Here is a 19,524-nt window from a genome sequence, read left to right on the forward strand (position 1 = left end):
CTTTTCTGGAAAATTTAAAACATAAAATACAATCCTATACTACGGTTAATAATGCCGACTTGGAATATTCACTTCAATTTTATAAAAAAGTGCATGTGGCCAAAGGGGAATTATTGATCAAGCCCCAACAGTATGTGAAACACTTCTATTATATGGACAAAGGATGTGTTTGTTATTATACCGAGGATAGTTCAGGAGTAAAAGTGATGGAGTTTTTTACGGAAGATACTTTTTTTACAGATCTGTATGCTTATATCGAAGAGATCCCTTCTGCCAGTTATCTCAGCGCTACCGAAGATTGCACCATCTATGCGATTTTGAAGGAAGACGTTTTGCGTTCTTTTGATCATTCGCACGATTTGGAACGTTTTGGGCGTTTGTCCATGCAATCTGCTTTTGCGGCAATATTCCGACGCAACAACCATTTGAAGAATCTTAGCCATCAGGAGCGCTATGTAAGGCTTCTTCAAAAAAGACCCAATCTGTTTCAACGTGTACCACAGTACCTCATTGCTTCTTACTTAGGTCTTACCCCTGTAGGCCTTTCCAAAATCAGAAAACGACTTTCACAAGGTTTGGAAAAGACCAAGTGATGATCGGTACCTTCTTTGGATACTTTTCTTAACGGACCCCATAGGATTTATTAAACCTGTTTAATAAGATTCTGCATAATATTCCTTTACTTTATAGGAACTATTGTAAGCAATATCTCATATAGATTTAGGCGTATTCCACAAATGGGAAATCTATACCCTTAAAAGGAGTACAGGTCTAAAAGCAGCATAGCGGGAATGCAAAAACAACAACCTAAAAAAGACACAGATGGCCAAAGAATATATTGATATGGACAGCCTAAAATATTTGGTGTACCATGTCCATGGACTGGAAGAATTACTTACCTATGAGCGTTTTCAAGATCACGATAAAGAGTCACTTAATTTGTACATAGATGCCGTAAAAGAGTTTTCGGATCGGGAGCTGTTCCCCTATGTGAAGGAAATGGATGAGAATCCGGCCTATCATAAAAATGGAACGGTAATCGTACATGAACAAGTTGCGGTAATGATGAAAAAAGGAGGCGAGATGGGCCTTATCGCTGCTCCTTTCGATTATGATATTGGGGGCCTGCAAATCCCTTTTATGGTACAAACGGCAACCAGCTATATTCAGGATGCAGCAAACAATCACCTTCCTGGTTATGCCGGACTTACACAAGGTGCTGCTGAACTCATTGTACATTTTGGGAATGAACACTTAAAGGAAACCTATGTTCCCCGGATGCTTTCAGGTACGTGGGGAGGTACTATGTGCCTAACCGAACCCCAGGCCGGTAGCTCGTTATCCGATATTGTGACCAAGGCTACCCCAACAGCACAGGATTATTATAAAATTAGCGGGCAAAAAATATTCATTTCAGGAGGAGATCATCAGTATGCTGAAAATATAGTACATCTGGTATTGGCGAGGATTGAGGGAGCCCCATCCGGAACCAAAGGAATTTCTTTGTTTGTGGTACCTAAGCATCGACCCGATGCCCAAGGGGTTTTGGAAGGGAACGATGTCACAACGGTTGCCGATTTTCAAAAAATGGGACAACGTGGCTATTGCACGACACATTTGGGATTTGGTGATGCTGAAGATTGTCGGGGATGGCTGGTTGGGGAGCCCCATCAGGGATTGAAATATATGTTTTTGATGATGAATGGTGCCCGTATCAGTGTTGGACGAGGAGCTGCTGCTATCGCCATGGCGGCCTATTGCGCATCTTTAGAATACGCCAATGAACGCCCACAAGGACGTAAATTAACCAGCACGGGAAAGAAAAATCCTGATGAACGACAAAGCCTTATCATTGAGCATCCGGATGTAAGAAGAATGTTGCTGCTGCAGAAAAGCATCGTGGAAAGTGCATTGAGCCTGGTTTTACTGGCCTCAAAATATCAAGATATCGCACAGGCTACCAAAGATTCAGAAGAGAAAAAGAAATACGCCTTATTGTTGGAAATGATAATTCCCGTGGTAAAAACGTTTCCTTCGGAAGCAGGTGCGGAAGCCGTAGATAATGGCTTGCAAGTTTTGGGTGGATATGGATTCTGTTCTGACTTTATCCTACAACAATATTATCGGGATATTCGTATCTCCGCAATATACGAGGGAACTACCGGAATCCAATCCCAGGATCTGCTGGGAAGAAAAGTACCTATGGAGAATGGAAAAGGATTGCAATTGCTCACTGCCGAGATCATGCAAACCATCAATGCAGCGGTGCAGCATGAGGAATTAAAACCCTATGCATCTCAATTGGGAAGAAAGTTAACAAGCATACAAGAAGTCATGGAATTTTTGGTGCCTTTTGCAAAAAAAGGCGATTATGAACGCTATTTGTCCGATGCGAACGTCTTTATGGAACTATTCAGTATTTCTGTAGTAGGGTGGTTATGGCTTGATATCGCCGTACATGCTAAAAAATCAATAGCTACACAGGATACCAGTTTTTCCAATGCCTTTTACGAAAGTAAAATACACAGTATGAAGTTTTACTTTAAATATGAAATGCCCAAAACCAGCGGACTTGCAGAAACGCTCTTGAGTCCAGAAACACTTACTATAAAAACCGAAAAAGAGGTATTTATTTAAAATAACGCGTAATACACGAAGGTAAAAGCACATGAATACAATTAAACAGCAGTTTGACCTCTCTGGAAAAGTAGCTATCGTTACGGGCTCCAGTAAAGGAATTGGAAAAGCAATTGCCATAGGGCTGGCAGAAAATGGAGCCCATGTGGTTATCAGTAGTAGAAATCAAGAAGCTTGCGATGCCGTGGTTGAAGAATTGGAGAGCAAAGGCCTAAAGGCATTGGGAGTAGCCTGCCATATTGGAAAAGAAGCCCAACGTAAACATCTGGTAGCACAGGTGACCTCTACATTGGGAGGAGTGGATATTTTAGTAAATAACGCCGCTATAAACCCCGTTTTTGGACCAATAGAGGATGCTCCTGAAACAATTTTTGATAAAATTATGGATGTCAATGTAAAAGCACCGTGGATGCTTTCCAATCTTTTACTGCCCACAATGAAAGAACGTGGCGGAGGAAGCATTATCAATATTGCCTCGGTAGAAGCATTGACTCCAGGAATGGGTTTGGGATTGTACAGTACCAGCAAAGCGGCCCTGGTCATGCTCACTAAAAATCAGGCAAAGGAGTGGGGTAAGTACAACGTTAGGGCCAATGCATTATGTCCTGGTCTTATCAAGACAAAATTTAGCGCCGCACTGTGGCAAAATGAAAAAGTACTGCAGAAAATAGAACGATCTTTACCTACAGGGCGTATGGGAATGCCCGAAGAAATGGAAGGTCTGGTATGCTTACTGGCTTCCAATGCGGGGGCTTATATGACAGGTGGTGTATATACGGCCGATGGAGGATATATGATTGCGGGTTAATAGGAACTAGGATAAGAACGATATATGGATTTTGAATATACAGCACGATCAAAGGCATTGCAAAAAAAGTTACAAAGCTTTATGGAAGCCCATATTTTGCCTGTGGAAGATGAAGTGTATGCTTTTCATACGAATCCGGAGCACAGATGGAAAACCTGGCCGGGATTGGAGGCCTTAAAACAGAAAGCAAAGGAAGCAGATCTCTGGAATCTGTTCCTGCCAAAAGGATATGGGGATTTAAGTCCTGGTTTAAGTAATTTGGAATATGCCCCTTTGGCTGAAATTATGGGGAGGGTCATTTGGTCTTCAGAAGTATTTAATTGTAGTGCTCCGGATACGGGTAACATGGAAGTTTTAGCTAAATATGGAAGTGTATCCCAACAAGAAAAATGGTTGAAACCACTGTTGGAAGGGAAGATACGGTCTGCATTTTTAATGACCGAACCCGATGTGGCCTCCTCCGATGCTACCAATATAGAGACCTCTATTACTTTGGAAGGGGACGAATATGTCATTAATGGGAGAAAATGGTGGTCTTCGGGGGGAATGGACCCCAGATGTGAAATAGCTATTGTTATGGGAAAAACTGATTTTGATGCTCCGAGACATCAACAGCAGAGTATGATTTTAGTACCTATGAATACACCAGGCTTGACGATAGTCAGGCCATTGTCCGTTTTTGGATATTATGATTCCCCTGAAGGACATGCCGAAATTATATTGGAGAACGTAAGAGTTCCCAAAGAAAATCTATTGTTGGGAGAAGGCAGAGGATTCGAAATAGCCCAAGGGCGTTTGGGGCCGGGGAGGATACATCATTGTATGCGACTGACAGGAATGGCGCAACGCGCTCTGGAATTAATGGCCAAACGAGCTTCAGAGCGTATGGCCTTTGGAAAAACATTTAAGGACTTTAGTAGCATTCGGCAGGAGATTGCCAAATCCCAATGTGAGGTAACCCAAGCACGACTATTGACCTTATCCGCGGCGGATAAAATGGATAAAGAAGGAAATAAAGTGGCAAAAGACCTTATAGCCATGATTAAAATTGTGGCCCCAAATATGGCCCTCCAAGTTATTGATCGCGCTATCCAAATTTTTGGAGGAAAGGGTGTGGGGCCAGATACGCCCTTGGCCCATTATTTTGTGGCGGCACGGATGTTACGCCTGGCGGATGGTCCGGATGAAGTACATCTGTATCAATTGGGAAAAAGTACAATTAAAAAATACAGTCATTAAAATGGCCGAGGATAAGCACCAAAAGGTTAGGAAAGGGGAAGAGTTGAATATTGTTCCCTTGCAAAAATTCTTGTATGAAAATAAGCTTATTTCCAGCAGCAATGCTTCCATTTCGGTAACGCAATTTACGCATGGCTATTCTAATCTTACCTATCTCTTAACTACGGAAGATACCGACTATGTATTGCGAAAACCTCCCTTTGGAGCTATAAAAAGAGGACATGATATGGGGCGTGAGTATCGTGTGCAAAAGGCCATCGAAGCACAATTTTCAAAAGTGCCAAAAATGTACGCCTATACCGACGATACCACTATACTGGGTAGCCCTTTTTATCTTATGGAACGCATGGATGGCCTTATTTTAAGTCATCAACAAGCAAAAAAAATGCAACTCCCCCCAAAGGCCTACGAGACTATTGCCATGACATGGTTAGATACTTTTGTGGCACTCCATAAGGTAGATTACAAGGCAGCGGGTTTAACAGATTTAGGAAAACCGGAAGGATATGTGGCTCGCCAAGTAACCAATTGGGGAAAACAGTATATCAAGGCGGCCACGGATGATGTTCCTGCGGCGGCACAGGTGATGCGATGGATGGAAGAACATCAACCCAAGGAATATGGCTACAGTCTCATTCATAATGATTACAAATACGACAACGTTGTTTTTAAAAATGATCAATGGAACGAGATAAGTGCCGTATTGGATTGGGAAATGGCTACTCTTGGAGACCCTTTGATGGATTTAGGAACTTCATTAGGGTATTGGACTATACATACCGATCATGATATGGTAAAGCAGGGGATTCCATCTCCAACCATTTTTGAAGGAAATCCCAAACGCAGTGAAATTGTGGAACACTATGCCAAAAAAAGCGGAGCCTCCATAAATCATTTAGTCTTTTACTATGCCTATGGCCTTTTTAAGATCGCTGTTATTGCCCAACAAATTTATTTTAGATATAAACAGGGGTATACTACAGATCCCCGCTTCGCAAATTTGAATAAAGCGGCCGCGCTTTGCTGTAATTTGGCCTTAAAAGCAATTCAAACGCATAAAATCGATGGATAAAATGAACAAAATATATACAGACGTCAACTTAAATATATTACAAAAACTACTAGCATATCCAGAGCACAAACCGGTACATATGATCAATTATCTCAAGTATAAAGAGGTCGATGAGAGTTCGGGAAAAACGGGGAGAGAAGTATATCGGGAATATATGGAAAAAGCCACGCCTTTTTTTCAACGTATTAACGCTAAGATTACTTTTAAGGGAGCCCCTTCTTTAATGGTCATTGGACCTGAAGATGAAGACCTTTGGGACGAAATCCTTATTGTGACTTATGCTACAAAAAGGGATTTTTTAAGCCTGATCGAAATGGAGGGATATCCTGGACATTTGCGCAAACGCGCCCTAAAGGATTCCAGATTGGTATTCTGTAAATAAGGAATTGCTGGGGATAAAGGAAAATATGGAAACGAAACCAAAGAGAACATGAAAGATAAAGTAGTAGTCGTTACGGGTGCCGGTTCGGGTATTGGAAAAGCAACTGCCTTGCATTTTGCACAGCATGGGGCACAGCTAATCGTATCCGATATTAATGAGGATACTGCGGCAAAAGTAGTTTCGGAAATCACAAAAATTGGCGGTAAGGCCATAAGCATTAAGACCAATGTTGGCATTTATGGGGAAGTAGAGGAGCTAGTAGCGAAAACAGTAACGCAATTTGGCCGTTTGGATGTTATGGTTAATAATGCGGGGATAGGACCCAAATATTTATTGAAGACAGATAGGCATACCTTGGAAGATTGGGACAATGTCATACAAGTAAATCAAACAGGAGTCTTTTATTGTATGAAAATTGCTTTAAAACAAATGTTGGAACAAGGACATGGAAATATTGTGAATGTGGCTTCCCTGGCAGGCCTAAAGGCATCATTGAACAATTTAAGTTATAGTGCCAGTAAATTTGCTGTAGTCGGCATGACCAAATCCGCGGCTCTGGAGTACGCCACCAAAAATATACGAATCAATGCCGTGTGTCCGGGTTATACTTCATCTCCTTTATTAGACCAGCTCCTGTCAGCACGGGAAGATATGGACGCCATGCTCAAGAGCGTCATCCCCATGAAACGTTATGGTGATGCTTCCGAAATAGCCGAAGCTATTGTTTGGCTGGCTTCGGACAATACAAAATTCATTACGGGACAGACCATAACCTTGGATGGTGGTACATCGCTATAATTTTAAGGTTTAAACGATAAAATAGATACAAAAAATGAACAAACAGATCATATTCAAAAAAAGACCTAAAGGAATGCCGGATGCGGATACCTGGGCTTTGGAAACCAACAGTATACCAGAACCAAAAGAAGGGGAAGTGCTGATACAGCATCATTATATTTCCCTTGACCCGGCCATGCGGGGATGGATGAACGATACCCGGTCGTATATAGAGCCAGTGGCTATTGACGATGTGATGCGCGCAGGGTCTGTGGGCCAGGTAATTAAATCCAATCAACATCCTAAATTCAAGGAAGGTGATTTTGTTACGGGTTGGGGAGGTGTACAACAATATGTAGTGACCAATGGAGACAATTGGTATCAAGTAGATCCCAAATTGGCATCCTTGCCCATGTATATTGGCGTACTGGGAATGCCCGGGATGACGGCTTATTTTGGAATATTACAGGAAGCTAAAATCAAAGAAGGAGATATTGTGCTGGTATCTGGTGCTGCTGGAGCTGTTGGCAGTATTGTAGGGCAAATTGCCAAAATCAAAGGCTGTCGGGTAATCGGAATTGCCGGAGGAAAAGCCAAGTGCGATTATGTAGTTGAGGAACTGGGCTTTGATGGAGCTATTGATTATAAATCGGAAAATATGATGGATGCACTGAAGAGAGAATGTCCAAAAGGAATAGATGTGTATTTTGACAATGTAGGAGGGGCAATTTTAGATGCGGCATTAACGCGATTAAGAACAAGGGCCCGGGTAATCATCTGCGGAGCTATTTCCCAGTACAACAATAAGGAGAATGTAAAGGGACCTTCCAATTATCTTTCTTTATTAGTGAATAGAGCCAGTATGCAGGGAATGGTCGTATTGGATTATGCCCAGGATTATGGAAAAGCGGCCCAAGAAATGGGCATGTGGTTAATGCAGGGAAAGTTAAAGAGCAGAGAAGCCATTTATGAAGGAATCGCAAATTTTCCGGAAACCTATGCGCGCCTTTTCACTGGAGATAAAATGGGAAAATTAGTGCTTAAAGTTATTGAAGACTGATGCCTTATCCTAAAAATGACTAAATCTATTGTATGAAAGCTATTGTATGCGAAGAATTTGGACCTCCAAATACATTGAAACTTAAAGATATTTCTGCATTGCATCCGCAAAAAAATGAAGTATTGGTGGAGGTAAAAGCAAGTGGGGTTAATTTTCCAGATACGCTCATTATTCAGGGATTGTATCAATTTAAACCCAATTTGCCCTTCACGCCCGGAAGTGATATTGCGGGCTATGTGAAAGAAGTGGGGGCCGAAGTCAGGCATTTGAAAAAAGGAGATGAGGTATTCGGATTTGTGGTGCATGGTGGATTTGCAGAAGAGGTTGTTGTTCCTGCCAATGCCTGCTTTAAAAAACCTCCGCAAATGGATTTTCCTATTGCAGCTTCTTTTATGATGGCCTATGGCACATCGTATTTTGCGTTAAAGAATAGAGGGAATTTAAAAGAAGGGGAGACCTTATTGGTTTTAGGTGCTTCTGGTGGCGTGGGACTTGCCGCCGTGGAATTGGGTAATTTAATGGGCGCAAAAGTTATCGCAGCCGCTTCCTCGCCAGAAAAATTGGCCCTGTGTAAAGAATATGGCGCAACACATTTGGTAGATTATAGCAAAGAAAACCTGAAAGAACAAGTAAAGGCCTTGACCGAAGGAAAGGGGGTAGATGTAATTTATGATCCCGTTGGCGGAGCGTATACCGAAGCTGCCTTACGGGCCATGACTTGGGACGGGCGTTATCTTATTGTAGGATTTGCCGCAGGGAATATTCCTAAGATTCCACTGAATTTGCCTTTGCTTAAAGGATGTAGTCTTGTAGGGGTTTTTTGGGGCAGTTTTGCGATGAAAAAACCGAAAGAAAATATGAAAAATACCATGCAGTTGATGCAATGGTATGGGGAGGGAAAACTAAAACCCCATATTCATAAAATTTACCCGTTGGAAGATACGGCATTGGCCTTGGAAGAAATGATGGAACGGAAGGTAAAAGGAAAAGCGGTGATAGGAATTGATTAAAAAACAAGAAAAAAGGAAGTATGCGATTAAAAGATAAGGTTGCCATTGTTACCGGCGGAGCCAGAGGAATAGGAAAAGCTATTTCAGAATTATTTGCCAAAGAAGGGGCTATTGTGGTCATTTGGGATGTTTTGGAAGAAGGTGAGCAGACCGCTAAGACCATCAATTCGAAGGGAGGAAAAGCTGTATTTCATCGAATTTCCGTAACCGATAAGCAAATTGTTGCAAATACGGTGAAGGAAATATATCAGGAATACGGGAAAATAGATATCCTCATTAATAATGCAGGGATTACCCGAGATAAAACTTTGCAGAAGATGAGTGAGATGGAGTGGGATGCTGTCGTCGATGTAAACCTTAAAGGAGTGTTTCTGTGTACACAGGCCGTTGTTCCCTATATGAAAGAAGCAGGCTATGGTAGAATAGTATCGGCTGCATCCAACGTAGGATTACGCGGTAATTTTGGACAAACTAATTACGCGGCCACTAAGGCTGGGGTGATTGCCATGTCAAAAACCTGGACGGTAGAATTGGGAAAATATGGCATTACGGCCAATGCAATAGCACCAGGATTTACGCTAACAGAAATGGTTGAAAAAATCCCTGCGGAACACATGGAAGCCATAAAAAAACAAATTCCATTGAAGAAAGCGGCGCAACCTCTGGACATTGCCTATGGCTACCTCTATCTAGCTTCTGATGAAGCACAATTTGTTTCTGGAATATGTTTAACTATTGATGGCGGGGTCTCTCGCTAAAAAGAAGTATGGAAAAACTAATCAGTGCCAATTTAAGCGATTTTAGGACTTTTGAAGGAAAAGCTTTGCCAGAAGGACAATGGATTTCCGTTACCCAAGAGATGATAAACGCTTTTGCCGAAGCTACACTGGACTTTCAATGGATTCATGTGGATGTGGAAAAAGCTAAAAAATACTCTCCCTTTAAAACACCAGTGGCCCACGGTTTTTTATCGGTATCCCTGTTGTCAAAGATGCTTGGAGATCTTTTGGAAATAAAGAGCATGGCCATGGGCGTAAATTATGGATTGAACAAGGTGCGCTTTCCGCATCCGGTGATGGTTGATCAAGAACTGCGGCTAAAGGGAAGAATACATGCCATAGAATCCTATGGAGACAATGGATTGAAGGTCACTTGGGATACTACTGTCGAAATTAAAGGGGTGGACAAACCCGCCTGCGTGGCAGAATTTATTTCCTTAATGTTTGAATAGCTTAAATACTTAAAAAAAGAATACCCTATGGAAATTTTAAAAACGCCCAAATCCCGCTTTGATCATCTTAAAGATTATCCTTTTGCTCCCAACTATTGTGAGGTGGCACCTAATTTAGAAATGCATTATTTAGATGAAGGAGAGGGCCCTGTGATTTTGCTATTGCACGGAGAGCCAAGTTGGTCTTACCTCTACAGAAAAATGATACCTATTTTAGTGTCCAATGGTTTTAGGGCCATTGCACCAGATTTAATAGGTTTTGGAAAATCGGACAAACCTGTGGACAAAGAAGCTTATAGCTATCAAAATCATTTGGATTGGTTAAAAAGCCTCCTACTACAGTTGAAACTTACAGAGATACATTTGTTTTGTCAGGATTGGGGGGGACTCTTAGGACTGCGTATTGCAGCGGAAATGGAACCCCATTTCAAGACCATTACCGTTTCCAATACCTTTTTGCCCAGAACAGGGGTGAAAGCCAATGAAGCTTTTAGAAAATGGCGCGATTTTTCACAATCCAGCCCTAATTTTAGTGCTGGAGCAGTTTTACAGATGGCCACAGTTTCCGAATTATCCCAAGAGACCATGGCGGCTTATGACGCGCCTTTTCCAGATGAAAGCTATAAGGCAGGTGCCCGGATGTTTCCGGCTTTGGTTCCTTTCGATGGGGAAGATCCCTATGGCGCTATTCCGGACTGTGACGCGGCATGGACTATATTGGAACAGTGGGAAAAACCATTTTTGACGCTCTTTGCAGATTCCGATCCAATCATGAAAGGTGGAGATCTGTTTTTTCAGGCCAAAGTGCCCGGCGCAAAAGGACTACCACATCGGATCATTGCCAACGCGGGACATTTTATCCAGGAAGAAAAAGGAGAGGAACTGGCTGAAATCTTGGTGGGTTTCTTGAGTTGAACGATTGGTTTTGGGGATACGACAATATAAGGCCGTCAAAATTTGACGACCTTATGGAATAGCCCTATTTTCGGGGGATTTTAGGGCTATAAATAGGCTAGTTCAAGGTGTGCATTTTTTGGAGTACTCTCTTGTATTCCACGATGACAATTTTTATGCTATTTTCTCCTATGTTCTCTAAATCGCTAATGATTTCATTTCTTTGGAACTCCCAGTATCCGGTATCCCCTTTTTTTAAGCGCAATAGTTTTATTTGGCCATTGGCATTCCTTGTAATTGCCAAACCATTGGTTAAACAGGTCCATGTATAACTCTTGGTTCTTTTTCGAAAGGGAAGACGCTCATTGGGTTCAAGGGCAATTTCCCAAAGCTTTATCGTAGAATTTTCAAATAAAGGGGTTCCCACAGCATCACTGATAGGCTCGTTTCTCAATTCTTGCAATTTTACAGGGTCCCAAGCATCAAAGCCATCAACCGGATTCAATTCAACACACTTCATAACCTTAACTTTTGTTTGTTCTTGATGTCGAGAGGGAGTCGACAATGTTTTGTTTCGCTTCAATAACAAGGCTGTTTTTTTAGCGGGGTGCAAAGGTGCGAGAATAGCATAATGTAGCCTAGATTTTCCTACAAATAAAGGTTTGGATTTCTGAATTTAGGACAATTGTGGTCAATGACCTACATTTTTGTGCATATTCAAGAATCAGGACGGTCCATTTTTGGAGATAGCTGTTAAAAATAAAAAACCATCGCTATAATGCGATGGTTTTAAGTGGATTAACTTTGGGGTGTAAAATACGCTAGTCCTCTTTATCCATGTTTTTGGTAATAAAGAATCCTATTAAAAGTGCTGTCCCTGCCATAAAGAAAATTGAGCCCGGAAAAGCAACTTCTTCCTCAACATTGAAATTTCGGAATAGGCCTCCAATAACTACGCCGGCGCCAATACCCATTAGCAAGAGTGCTGTGTTCAGGATGAGAATTTTCCAGATGGGGGCAGTTCTTTCGGGTTTGGCCTTAACAAATATATTGGCATCGGCCCCTTTTTCAATTAAGGCCAATCGCTCTCTATTTCGCGTTGAAAAGTATAGATAAAAAATTCCAAAAATGATTATAAAAAGAATAATAAATACAGCTCCTACCATATCACATGTTTTTAATTGATGAATAAACTATTTGCTACATAGGACGATTGTTTTTTAATAGAGGTTACAATTGTCTTAATTTTTTTTTATTATGTAACCAAGGTGATGTATATGTCGTCTTATAGAATAGATGAACCAACGCCATAACGATCAATATTATATCGATAAGATTATTGAAGGGGATACCAATGCCTTTTCAGTAGTTGTAGAGCGCTATAAGCATATGGTATATACGTTGGCGTTACGCTTGGTGAAAAATAAGGAAGAAGCGGAAGAAGTTGCACAAGACACCTTTATTAAGGTTTATGGCAATTTGGAAAAGTTCAAGGGAGATTCAAAATTCTCGTCATGGATTTATAGGATTGCGTATAATAGAAGTTTGGATGTCCTAAAAAAACAAAAAAATAGGGTAGATACGACTCCTATCGATGTTGGGACCGAATATTATATTCCCTCTATTTCATCCGTTTTGGACGATTTGGAACGTAAGGATAGAATGGTTATCTTAAAAAGTGCCATCCAAGAATTAAATGGAGATGATAGCGTTTTAATTACGCTCCATTATTTTGAAGAGCTATCTTTAGGAGAGATTTCGGAAATTATGGAAAAAGAAACGAATGTACTCAAAGTACGTTTGTTTAGGGCAAGAAAGAAATTGGCAGAGATTTTAAGAACAAAATTAACGCCTGAAACCGTGGAAAAGTATGAACAAAGAAGATAATACTACAGACATTTTTATAAAGAAGATCGTAAAAGAAGCAGGCCTGGAGGCTCCTTCTTTGGATTTTACCTCAAAAGTATTGGCAAAAGTCAATCTAGAAAAGAAACAACTGGATATAACGACCTATAAACCTTTGATATCTCAAAATTCTCTGGTTGGCCTTTTTGTGATCATGGCAAGTATTTTTGTCAGCTTTTTAATGTTTGGAAGTACTACCACCGAATTGGAATGGATAGAAATCAAGATGATGGCCTATATTAACCCTATAGCAAATGCTTTTTCCAATATATCCATAGCTCCTACATATGTATATGGGGCTTTGGGGCTTTTATTTTATATCTACGTTCAAATTTATTTCTTAAAACGTTATGTAGACAAACGTTATACTGCCCTCTAAAAGGCTTCTATGCCAGTGAAAGGTAGGAATACGCCCAATACATCAATACAAATTGTAATGGAATTCGTAGTATAAGAATCCATTTGGGAATTCCTGCAGCTTCTTTTTTTCCGGAAAGCATATAAAAGTGCACTAATAAAAAAACAAAAAGCATAAGAACAATGCCATAAATTGATATGGTTTTCAATAGGGGAATACACAATCCTATGCCCAATAGGATTTCCGCGATACCACTCCAAATAACCAAGGCTTTAGGATAGGGCAAATACCTTGGCATAATGCGCAAATACATCTTAGGTTTTATAAAATGCATGATGCCGGCAAATATATAGAGCAAGGCCATTAAGTATAGGTGCCAAGGATAATTCATGGGGTAAAGATAAAAAGAAAGCGATTGGCTTTTAAACCAATCGCTCTATCATTTTAAGAGAATGTTGGAATTATTTTACCATGTCATAACTCCTATTGATAAAATTGGTGAGTTCTTCTCCTTTGAGTAGTCCTTTGGACAAACGTGCCAAATCCAAAGATTGATTGATCAATCGCTCTTTCTTTTTGGTCGTTTTGGTGTTTAAAATGGTACTGACCAATTCGTGATTCGTATTCACGATCAAATTGTACATTTCAGGCATTCCACCCATTCCAAACATTCCGCCGCCTCCGGTCTGCTGCATTTCTTTCATACGGCGCATGAATTCAGGTTCCGTAATAATAAAAGGAGAGGCATTACTATCCATAGCTTCCAGTTGAATGGTAAATCCTTTTTCCTTAATAGCTTCTTCGAGCTCCGTTTTTAATTTTTCTTTCTCTTCTTCGGACAATTTAGAGATCTGGGTATCTTCTTTTTTGATCAGATTGTCTACATGATCGGTATCTACCCTAGCAAAAGAAACCTTCTCTTTGGAAGTTTCCAGTTTTTGCATCAAATGCGATACAATTGGAGAATCCAAAAGAAGTACCTCATACCCTTTTTGTTTGGCGGCTTCAATATAGCTATGCTGGGATTCCTTATCGGAAGCGTATAAGATGACCAATTTTTCATCCTTATCGGTCTGATTATCTTTGATTTTTTCTTGAAGCTCCTCAAAAGTGTAATAGGTACCGTCTACTGTGGGGTATAATGCAAACTTTTCGGCTTTGTCAAAGAATTTCTCCTCAGATAGCATTCCGTATTCAATAACAATTTTGATATCGTTCCATTTTGCCTCAAAATCTTCACGATTGTTTTTGAAAAGAGAATTCAATTTATCGGCAACTTTTCTTGTGATGTAAGACGATATTTTCTTCACCGCACCATCGGCTTGAAGATACGAACGGGAAACATTGAGCGGGATATCCGGAGAATCAATAACACCTCTTAGCATCGTTAAAAATTCAGGGACGATACCTTCTACGTTATCGGTCACAAAAACCTGATTTTGATATAACTGAATGCGATCCTTTTGAACGTTGAGTTCGTTGGTCATTTTAGGGAAATAGAGAATTCCCGTTAAGTTAAAAGGGTAATCTACATTTAAATGGATATGAAATAGAGGTTCTTCAAATTGCATAGGATACAATTCTCTATAAAAACCTTTATAATCTTCTTCCTCTAAATCTGCCGGCTGTTTGGTCCATGCCGGATTAGGGTTGTTGATGAAATTATCAACTTCCTGAGTGGGTGCGGGATCTTCTTCTTTGGCACCTTCGGGTTTCGGTAAAGTTTCTGTTTTTGTTCCAAACTTAATGGGAACAGGCATAAACTTATTATACTTTTTTAACAGTTCACTGATTTTACTGTCTTCCAGAAATTCTGTAGAATCTTCGGCAACATGCAAAATGATTTCTGTACCACGGTCTTCTTTTTTGGCCTTTTTCAGGGTAAATTCAGGAGAACCATCACAAGACCAATGCACAGCAGCTTCGTCCTTATAACTTTTTGTAATGATCTCTACCTTATCTGCCACCATAAAGGCCGAATAGAATCCCAATCCGAAATGACCTATGATTCCTGCATCTTTGGCAGAATCCTCATATTTATTTAAAAACTCCTCCGCACCAGAAAAAGCCACTTGGTTGATATAATTTTTAACTTCTTCCTCAGTCATCCCGATACCTTGATCGATAATATGGATTTTTTTCCCTTCCTTATCTATCTTTACTTCTATAATGGGGTTGCCGTACTCTACTTTAGCTTCACCAATAGAAGTTAAGTGTTTTAGTTTGATCGTAGCATCTGTGGCATTTGAAATTAACTCCCGTAAGAAAATTTCATGGTCACTGTACAAGAATTTTTTTATTAATGGAAAAATGTTTTCAACAGAAACATTGATTTTGCCTGTAGCCATTTTTATATAGTTTAAAGTTATTTCTAATCTTCCCTAGTCAAAAAAAATACCATAAGTCCTAGGAGTGACAAAGTGGCATGATTTTTTAAAGCGGAAATGAAACCAAGAAATCGATTATTTTTAATTTTGTTTAATCTTTATTAGTTTTTGATAAACAAAATTTATATCTTTGTTTAAAGCTTTCATATCGATTATAGCAATATAATGGATTGAGACATTAATTGGTTTGGTTGTTCAAAAAAGTACTTTCTGCTAGGAAAGTACTTTTTTTATAAAGCATTTTTTGCTTTGTTAACAGTTAATTGTTTAATATAATTGTACTTTTGAGTATACAAAATAAAATACGATGACAGCAAAATCTACTTCAAAAAAGCATACAGAAGATACCATTATTGCACTTTATATGGATGACGTCCTTGAAAATGGCGTCTTGCCCAAATCGGTATACAAGTTCTGTAAAAATAATGCGATAGAGGAACAAGCATTTTATGCATTTTTTGGCTCCTTTGAAGGACTCCGAAAAAGAATTTGGATGAGGTTGTACGAGAACACGGAAGCGGTAATGGAAAAGAATGAAGAGTACGCTTCTTTTTCCAACAGGGAAAAACTCCTCACTTTTTTCTTTTCTTTTTTCGAGTTGCTTACACTAAATAGGAGTTATGTACTCTTTGCCCTACAAGAAAGCGGAAGCCCTTTAAAGGGATTGACACAGCTAAAGGAATTGCGTAATCGCTTAAAAGAGTTTGCTACAATGCTGATCGAAGAAGCGAACAGCACAAAGACATTAAAAATTACAAAACACAATCCAAAATTGTTTTCTGAGGGCGTATGGCTCCAATTTTTATTTTTGCTGAAATTTTGGATGGATGATACTTCCGCGGGCTTTGAAAAAACAGATTTGGCTATTGAAAAGTCAGTGAATACCGCTTTCGACCTTTTCGATAACACCCCTTTGGATAGTATTATAGATTTTGGAAAGTTCTTGTATAAAGAGAATTTTGCCTAAACCCATATTCAAAAAAATACATAGCTTGAAAACACTGGATAAAATACCTACGGGGAAGATTGAGCGCGCCGGGAAATTGGTCAAAACCGGGGCCAAAATTGGAGGTAATTATATAAAATATTACGGAAAAAAATTGGTGAATCCCGAATTGGGAAAGGATGAGCTGAACGAAAATAATGCAGAGGACATATACGATGGTTTAAAAAGTCTTAAAGGCAGTGCCCTAAAAGTGGCACAGATGCTGAGCATGGAAAAAAATATGCTGCCTAGAGCGTATGTAGAAAAGTTCTCGCTATCCCAATTTTCCGTTCCCCCGCTTTCCGCACCTTTGGTACGCAAAACTTTTAAGAAGTATTTGGGGAAATACCCTGAGGACATTTATGATACCTTCGAGAAAGATTCTATAAATGCCGCCAGCATTGGTCAGGTTCACAAGGCAACAAAAGATGATAAGCAATTAGCTGTAAAAATTCAATATCCGGGTGTAGCAGAAAGTATCAGTAGTGATTTGGCTTTGGTGAAACCCATTGCCATACGGATGTTTAATCTTAAAGCTAAAGATTCCGAAAAATATTTTAAAGAGGTAGAGCATAAACTGATTGAGGAAACCAATTATATTTTGGAATTGAAACAAAGCAATGAAATTACAAGAGCTTGCCGATGTATTCCTAATATGGAATTTCCTTCCTACTACGAAGAACTGTCCAGTGAAAGGATTATTACCATGGATTGGATGCAAGGAAAACACCTTAGTGAATTTACGCGCACTGCCTTTGATGCCAAACTTGGAAATAAATTGGGACAGGCCTTATGGGATTTCTATATGTTTCAAATGCACGGGTTAAAAAAAGTACATGCCGATCCGCATCCAGGGAATTTTTTAGTCAGTGAAAAGGAAACTTTGATAGCTATTGATTTTGGTTGTATAAAGGAAGTACCCAAAGAGTTTTACGTGCCTTACTTTGAATTGGCCAAGAAAGAAAATATTGAGAATGACATTATTTTTAAGGAAAAGCTGTTCGAACTAGAGATTCTTACTGCCACAGATTCTCCAAAAGAGTTGAAGTTTTTTACTGAAATGTTCAAAGAACTACTGACCTTATTTACCATGCCTTTTCATGAAGAGGAATTTGATTTTGGATCTAGCGGATTCTGGGAACGTATTGCAGCCCTGAGCGAACGTTATTCCAAGGATGAACAAATCAGAAAAATGAACGGTAACCGTGGATCGAAACACTTTCTATATATCAACAGGACATTTTTTGGACTCTATAATCTTTTACATGATTTAAAAGCTAAGGTAAGTGTAAACAGTTTTAAGAAATACCTATAGCTAAAAAGTGGGGCAGAAAAAAATGTACTCTTAATATTTTGGCTATATTAGATTTTTAATTCAACCAATAGATATAAAGATTTCCGTATAACATGTACAACTCAAAAATAATAGGTTTGGGACACTATGTGCCCGAAAATGTGGTTACTAACGATGACCTCTCAAAAATCATGGATACCAATGATGCCTGGATTCAGGAACGTACAGGAATCAGGGAAAGGCGTCATGTCATAAAAGGCGATGGCGATACTACGACCACAATGGGCGTAAAGGCCGCCAAAATAGCTATTGAACGTGCTGGCATAGATAAGGATGATATTGATTTTATTGTTTTTGCGACACTAAGTCCGGATTATTACTTTCCGGGACCCGGAGTATTGGTGCAACGGGATTTGGGAATAAAAACCGTAGGCGCTTTGGATGTTAGAAACCAATGTTCTGGTTTTGTTTATGGAGTGTCTGTGGCCGATCAGTACATTAAAAGTGGCATGTACAAGAATATTTTGGTCATTGGTTCAGAACTACATTCGCACGGATTGGATATGACAACACGTGGAAGGGCGGTTTCTGTTATTTTTGGAGATGGCGCGGGTGCGGCGGTCTTAAGCAGGGAAGAAGATACTTCAAAAGGTATTTTATCCACACATTTGCATTCCGAAGGCCAACATGCCGAAGAGTTGTCGCTGATTGCTCCAGGAATGGGAAAAAGATGGGTCAATGATATTATTGAGGATAATGATCCTGAAGACGAATCCTACTTCCCCTATATGAACGGGCAATTTGTATTTAAGAATGCCGTAGTGCGTTTTAGTGAAGTAATTATGGAAGGTCTTCAAACCAATGGATTGACACCTGCCGATATCGATTTGTTGGTACCCCATCAAGCCAATTTAAGAATATCCCAATTTGTTCAAAAGAAATTCAAGCTTAGCAATGACCAAGTATTCAATAATATTATGAGTTATGGGAATACAACAGCTGCTTCTATTCCAATTGCATTGACCGAGGCATGGCAGGAAGGAAAAGTGAATGAAGGAGATTTGGTGGTACTTGCCGCATTTGGAAGTGGCTTTACTTGGGGCAGTGTTATTATGAAATGGTAAAGCTCCATGCCTAATGTCTCGGTACTATAAGGAAAAGGCACCATTGGCGACCAAAGCTAAGATTGCACGTCTTCACAAAGAATCTGGGTTTTTTAGAAAAAATCGTATTAAAATAATTTTCTTTGGGATTGTTTTTTCCCTTTGGGCACCATTTCATGAACGAGGTTTTGAGGGAACAATGAGGGATATTACGGGCATGAACTACCTGAAAATTGGAGCCTTATCCCTTATCTTTTATACGCTTTTTTGTTTTCTGGGACATACTGTATGGACCTATCAAGAGCGACAAAAAATGAAAGCCTTGCAGCAAAAGAAAACAAGTCTGGAACAAGAATTGAACAAAGAATAGGAGAATGTAGCA

Annotated in this window: 22 protein-coding genes; 18 read left to right on the forward strand and 4 right to left on the reverse strand. The window is 39.8% G+C overall.

Annotated features, from left to right (window positions below):
- Nucleotides 1–59: 59 nt before the first annotated feature.
- From ACEXOE_RS18945 to ACEXOE_RS19000, 12 genes are all read left to right on the forward strand, one after another.
- Entirely contained in the window at nt 60–593 is a 534-nt protein-coding gene (locus tag ACEXOE_RS18945; protein ID WP_394750427.1) for a Crp/Fnr family transcriptional regulator, read from the forward strand.
- Between the two features lie 229 nt (nt 594–822).
- Nucleotides 823–2,637 carry an acyl-CoA dehydrogenase gene (locus tag ACEXOE_RS18950; protein ID WP_394750428.1) on the forward strand — a complete coding sequence of 605 codons (1,815 nt, stop codon included), beginning with the start codon at nt 823–825 and terminating at the stop codon, nt 2,635–2,637.
- 31 nt (nt 2,638–2,668) lie between these two features.
- Nucleotides 2,669–3,445: an SDR family NAD(P)-dependent oxidoreductase gene (locus ACEXOE_RS18955; protein ID WP_394750429.1), complete on the forward strand. Its 777-nt coding sequence runs from the start codon at nt 2,669–2,671 to the stop codon at nt 3,443–3,445.
- Between the two features lie 24 nt (nt 3,446–3,469).
- Nucleotides 3,470–4,684 (forward strand): acyl-CoA dehydrogenase family protein, encoded by a 1,215-nt coding sequence (locus ACEXOE_RS18960; RefSeq protein ID WP_394750430.1) that lies wholly within the window; start codon nt 3,470–3,472, stop codon nt 4,682–4,684.
- A gap of 1 nt (nt 4,685) precedes the next feature.
- The gene (locus ACEXOE_RS18965; protein ID WP_394750431.1) at nt 4,686–5,756 is read left to right on the forward strand and encodes a phosphotransferase family protein; all 1,071 of its coding nucleotides are present in this window, start codon (nt 4,686–4,688) and stop codon (nt 5,754–5,756) included.
- A 1-nt stretch (nt 5,757) separates the two neighbouring features.
- Complete coding sequence (locus tag ACEXOE_RS18970; protein ID WP_394750432.1) at nt 5,758–6,138, forward strand: hypothetical protein; 381 nt, start codon at nt 5,758–5,760, stop codon at nt 6,136–6,138.
- 48 nt (nt 6,139–6,186) lie between these two features.
- Entirely contained in the window at nt 6,187–6,936 is a 750-nt protein-coding gene (locus tag ACEXOE_RS18975) for an SDR family NAD(P)-dependent oxidoreductase (protein WP_394750433.1), read from the forward strand.
- A 34-nt stretch (nt 6,937–6,970) separates the two neighbouring features.
- Nucleotides 6,971–7,975 carry an NADP-dependent oxidoreductase gene (locus tag ACEXOE_RS18980; protein ID WP_394750434.1) on the forward strand — a complete coding sequence of 335 codons (1,005 nt, stop codon included), beginning with the start codon at nt 6,971–6,973 and terminating at the stop codon, nt 7,973–7,975.
- A gap of 32 nt (nt 7,976–8,007) precedes the next feature.
- Nucleotides 8,008–8,985, forward strand: coding sequence for an NADPH:quinone oxidoreductase family protein (locus tag ACEXOE_RS18985; RefSeq protein ID WP_394750435.1), 978 nt, complete (start codon nt 8,008–8,010; stop codon nt 8,983–8,985).
- Between the two features lie 20 nt (nt 8,986–9,005).
- Nucleotides 9,006–9,743: an SDR family NAD(P)-dependent oxidoreductase gene (locus ACEXOE_RS18990; RefSeq protein WP_394750436.1), complete on the forward strand. Its 738-nt coding sequence runs from the start codon at nt 9,006–9,008 to the stop codon at nt 9,741–9,743.
- 8 nt (nt 9,744–9,751) lie between these two features.
- Nucleotides 9,752–10,216: a MaoC family dehydratase gene (locus tag ACEXOE_RS18995; protein ID WP_394750437.1), complete on the forward strand. Its 465-nt coding sequence runs from the start codon at nt 9,752–9,754 to the stop codon at nt 10,214–10,216.
- Nucleotides 10,217–10,243: 27 nt separating this feature from the next.
- The gene (locus ACEXOE_RS19000; RefSeq protein ID WP_394750438.1) at nt 10,244–11,131 is read left to right on the forward strand and encodes a haloalkane dehalogenase; all 888 of its coding nucleotides are present in this window, start codon (nt 10,244–10,246) and stop codon (nt 11,129–11,131) included.
- 97 nt (nt 11,132–11,228) lie between these two features.
- Here ACEXOE_RS19000 and ACEXOE_RS19005 read toward each other — a convergent pair whose 3' ends face one another.
- A complete protein-coding gene (locus tag ACEXOE_RS19005) occupies nt 11,229–11,630 on the reverse strand; it encodes a hypothetical protein (RefSeq protein ID WP_394750439.1) in 402 nt (133 codons plus the stop codon).
- A gap of 301 nt (nt 11,631–11,931) precedes the next feature.
- Nucleotides 11,932–12,276, reverse strand: coding sequence for a DUF6249 domain-containing protein (locus ACEXOE_RS19010; protein ID WP_394750440.1), 345 nt, complete (start codon nt 12,274–12,276; stop codon nt 11,932–11,934).
- A 130-nt stretch (nt 12,277–12,406) separates the two neighbouring features.
- Between ACEXOE_RS19010 and ACEXOE_RS19015 the strand changes: the two genes are divergently transcribed.
- Complete coding sequence (locus tag ACEXOE_RS19015) at nt 12,407–12,997, forward strand: RNA polymerase sigma factor (protein WP_394750441.1); 591 nt, start codon at nt 12,407–12,409, stop codon at nt 12,995–12,997.
- Nucleotides 12,981–13,394, forward strand: coding sequence for a hypothetical protein (locus ACEXOE_RS19020; RefSeq protein WP_394750442.1), 414 nt, complete (start codon nt 12,981–12,983; stop codon nt 13,392–13,394). The genes ACEXOE_RS19015 and ACEXOE_RS19020 overlap by 17 nt, the downstream gene beginning before the upstream one ends.
- Nucleotides 13,395–13,401: 7 nt before the next feature.
- Here ACEXOE_RS19020 and ACEXOE_RS19025 read toward each other — a convergent pair whose 3' ends face one another.
- Together ACEXOE_RS19025 and htpG are read right to left on the reverse strand one after the other, a co-directional pair.
- Nucleotides 13,402–13,764, reverse strand: coding sequence for a DoxX family protein (locus tag ACEXOE_RS19025; protein WP_394750443.1), 363 nt, complete (start codon nt 13,762–13,764; stop codon nt 13,402–13,404).
- Between the two features lie 70 nt (nt 13,765–13,834).
- Nucleotides 13,835–15,721, reverse strand: a complete 1,887-nt coding sequence (gene htpG / locus ACEXOE_RS19030; protein ID WP_394750444.1) for a molecular chaperone HtpG — start codon at nt 15,719–15,721, stop codon at nt 13,835–13,837.
- Between the two features lie 346 nt (nt 15,722–16,067).
- On the opposite strand from htpG, the gene ACEXOE_RS19035 reads away from it, so the two are divergent.
- The 4 genes from ACEXOE_RS19035 to ACEXOE_RS19050 all read left to right on the forward strand — a co-directional run bounded on the left by ACEXOE_RS19035 (nt 16,068) and on the right by ACEXOE_RS19050 (nt 19,512).
- Nucleotides 16,068–16,727, forward strand: coding sequence for a TetR family transcriptional regulator C-terminal domain-containing protein (locus ACEXOE_RS19035; protein ID WP_394750445.1), 660 nt, complete (start codon nt 16,068–16,070; stop codon nt 16,725–16,727).
- A gap of 25 nt (nt 16,728–16,752) precedes the next feature.
- A complete protein-coding gene (locus ACEXOE_RS19040) occupies nt 16,753–18,060 on the forward strand; it encodes an ABC1 kinase family protein (protein ID WP_394750446.1) in 1,308 nt (435 codons plus the stop codon).
- A 92-nt stretch (nt 18,061–18,152) separates the two neighbouring features.
- Entirely contained in the window at nt 18,153–19,163 is a 1,011-nt protein-coding gene (locus ACEXOE_RS19045) for a 3-oxoacyl-ACP synthase III family protein (RefSeq protein WP_394750447.1), read from the forward strand.
- A gap of 13 nt (nt 19,164–19,176) precedes the next feature.
- On the forward strand, nt 19,177–19,512 hold the full coding sequence (locus tag ACEXOE_RS19050) for a hypothetical protein (RefSeq protein WP_394750448.1): 336 nt from the start codon (nt 19,177–19,179) through the stop codon (nt 19,510–19,512).
- Nucleotides 19,513–19,524 lie beyond the last annotated feature (12 nt).

Source organism: Spongiimicrobium salis (genome assembly GCF_043678055.1).
Classification (GTDB): Bacteria; Bacteroidota; Bacteroidia; order Flavobacteriales; family Flavobacteriaceae; genus Spongiimicrobium; species Spongiimicrobium salis.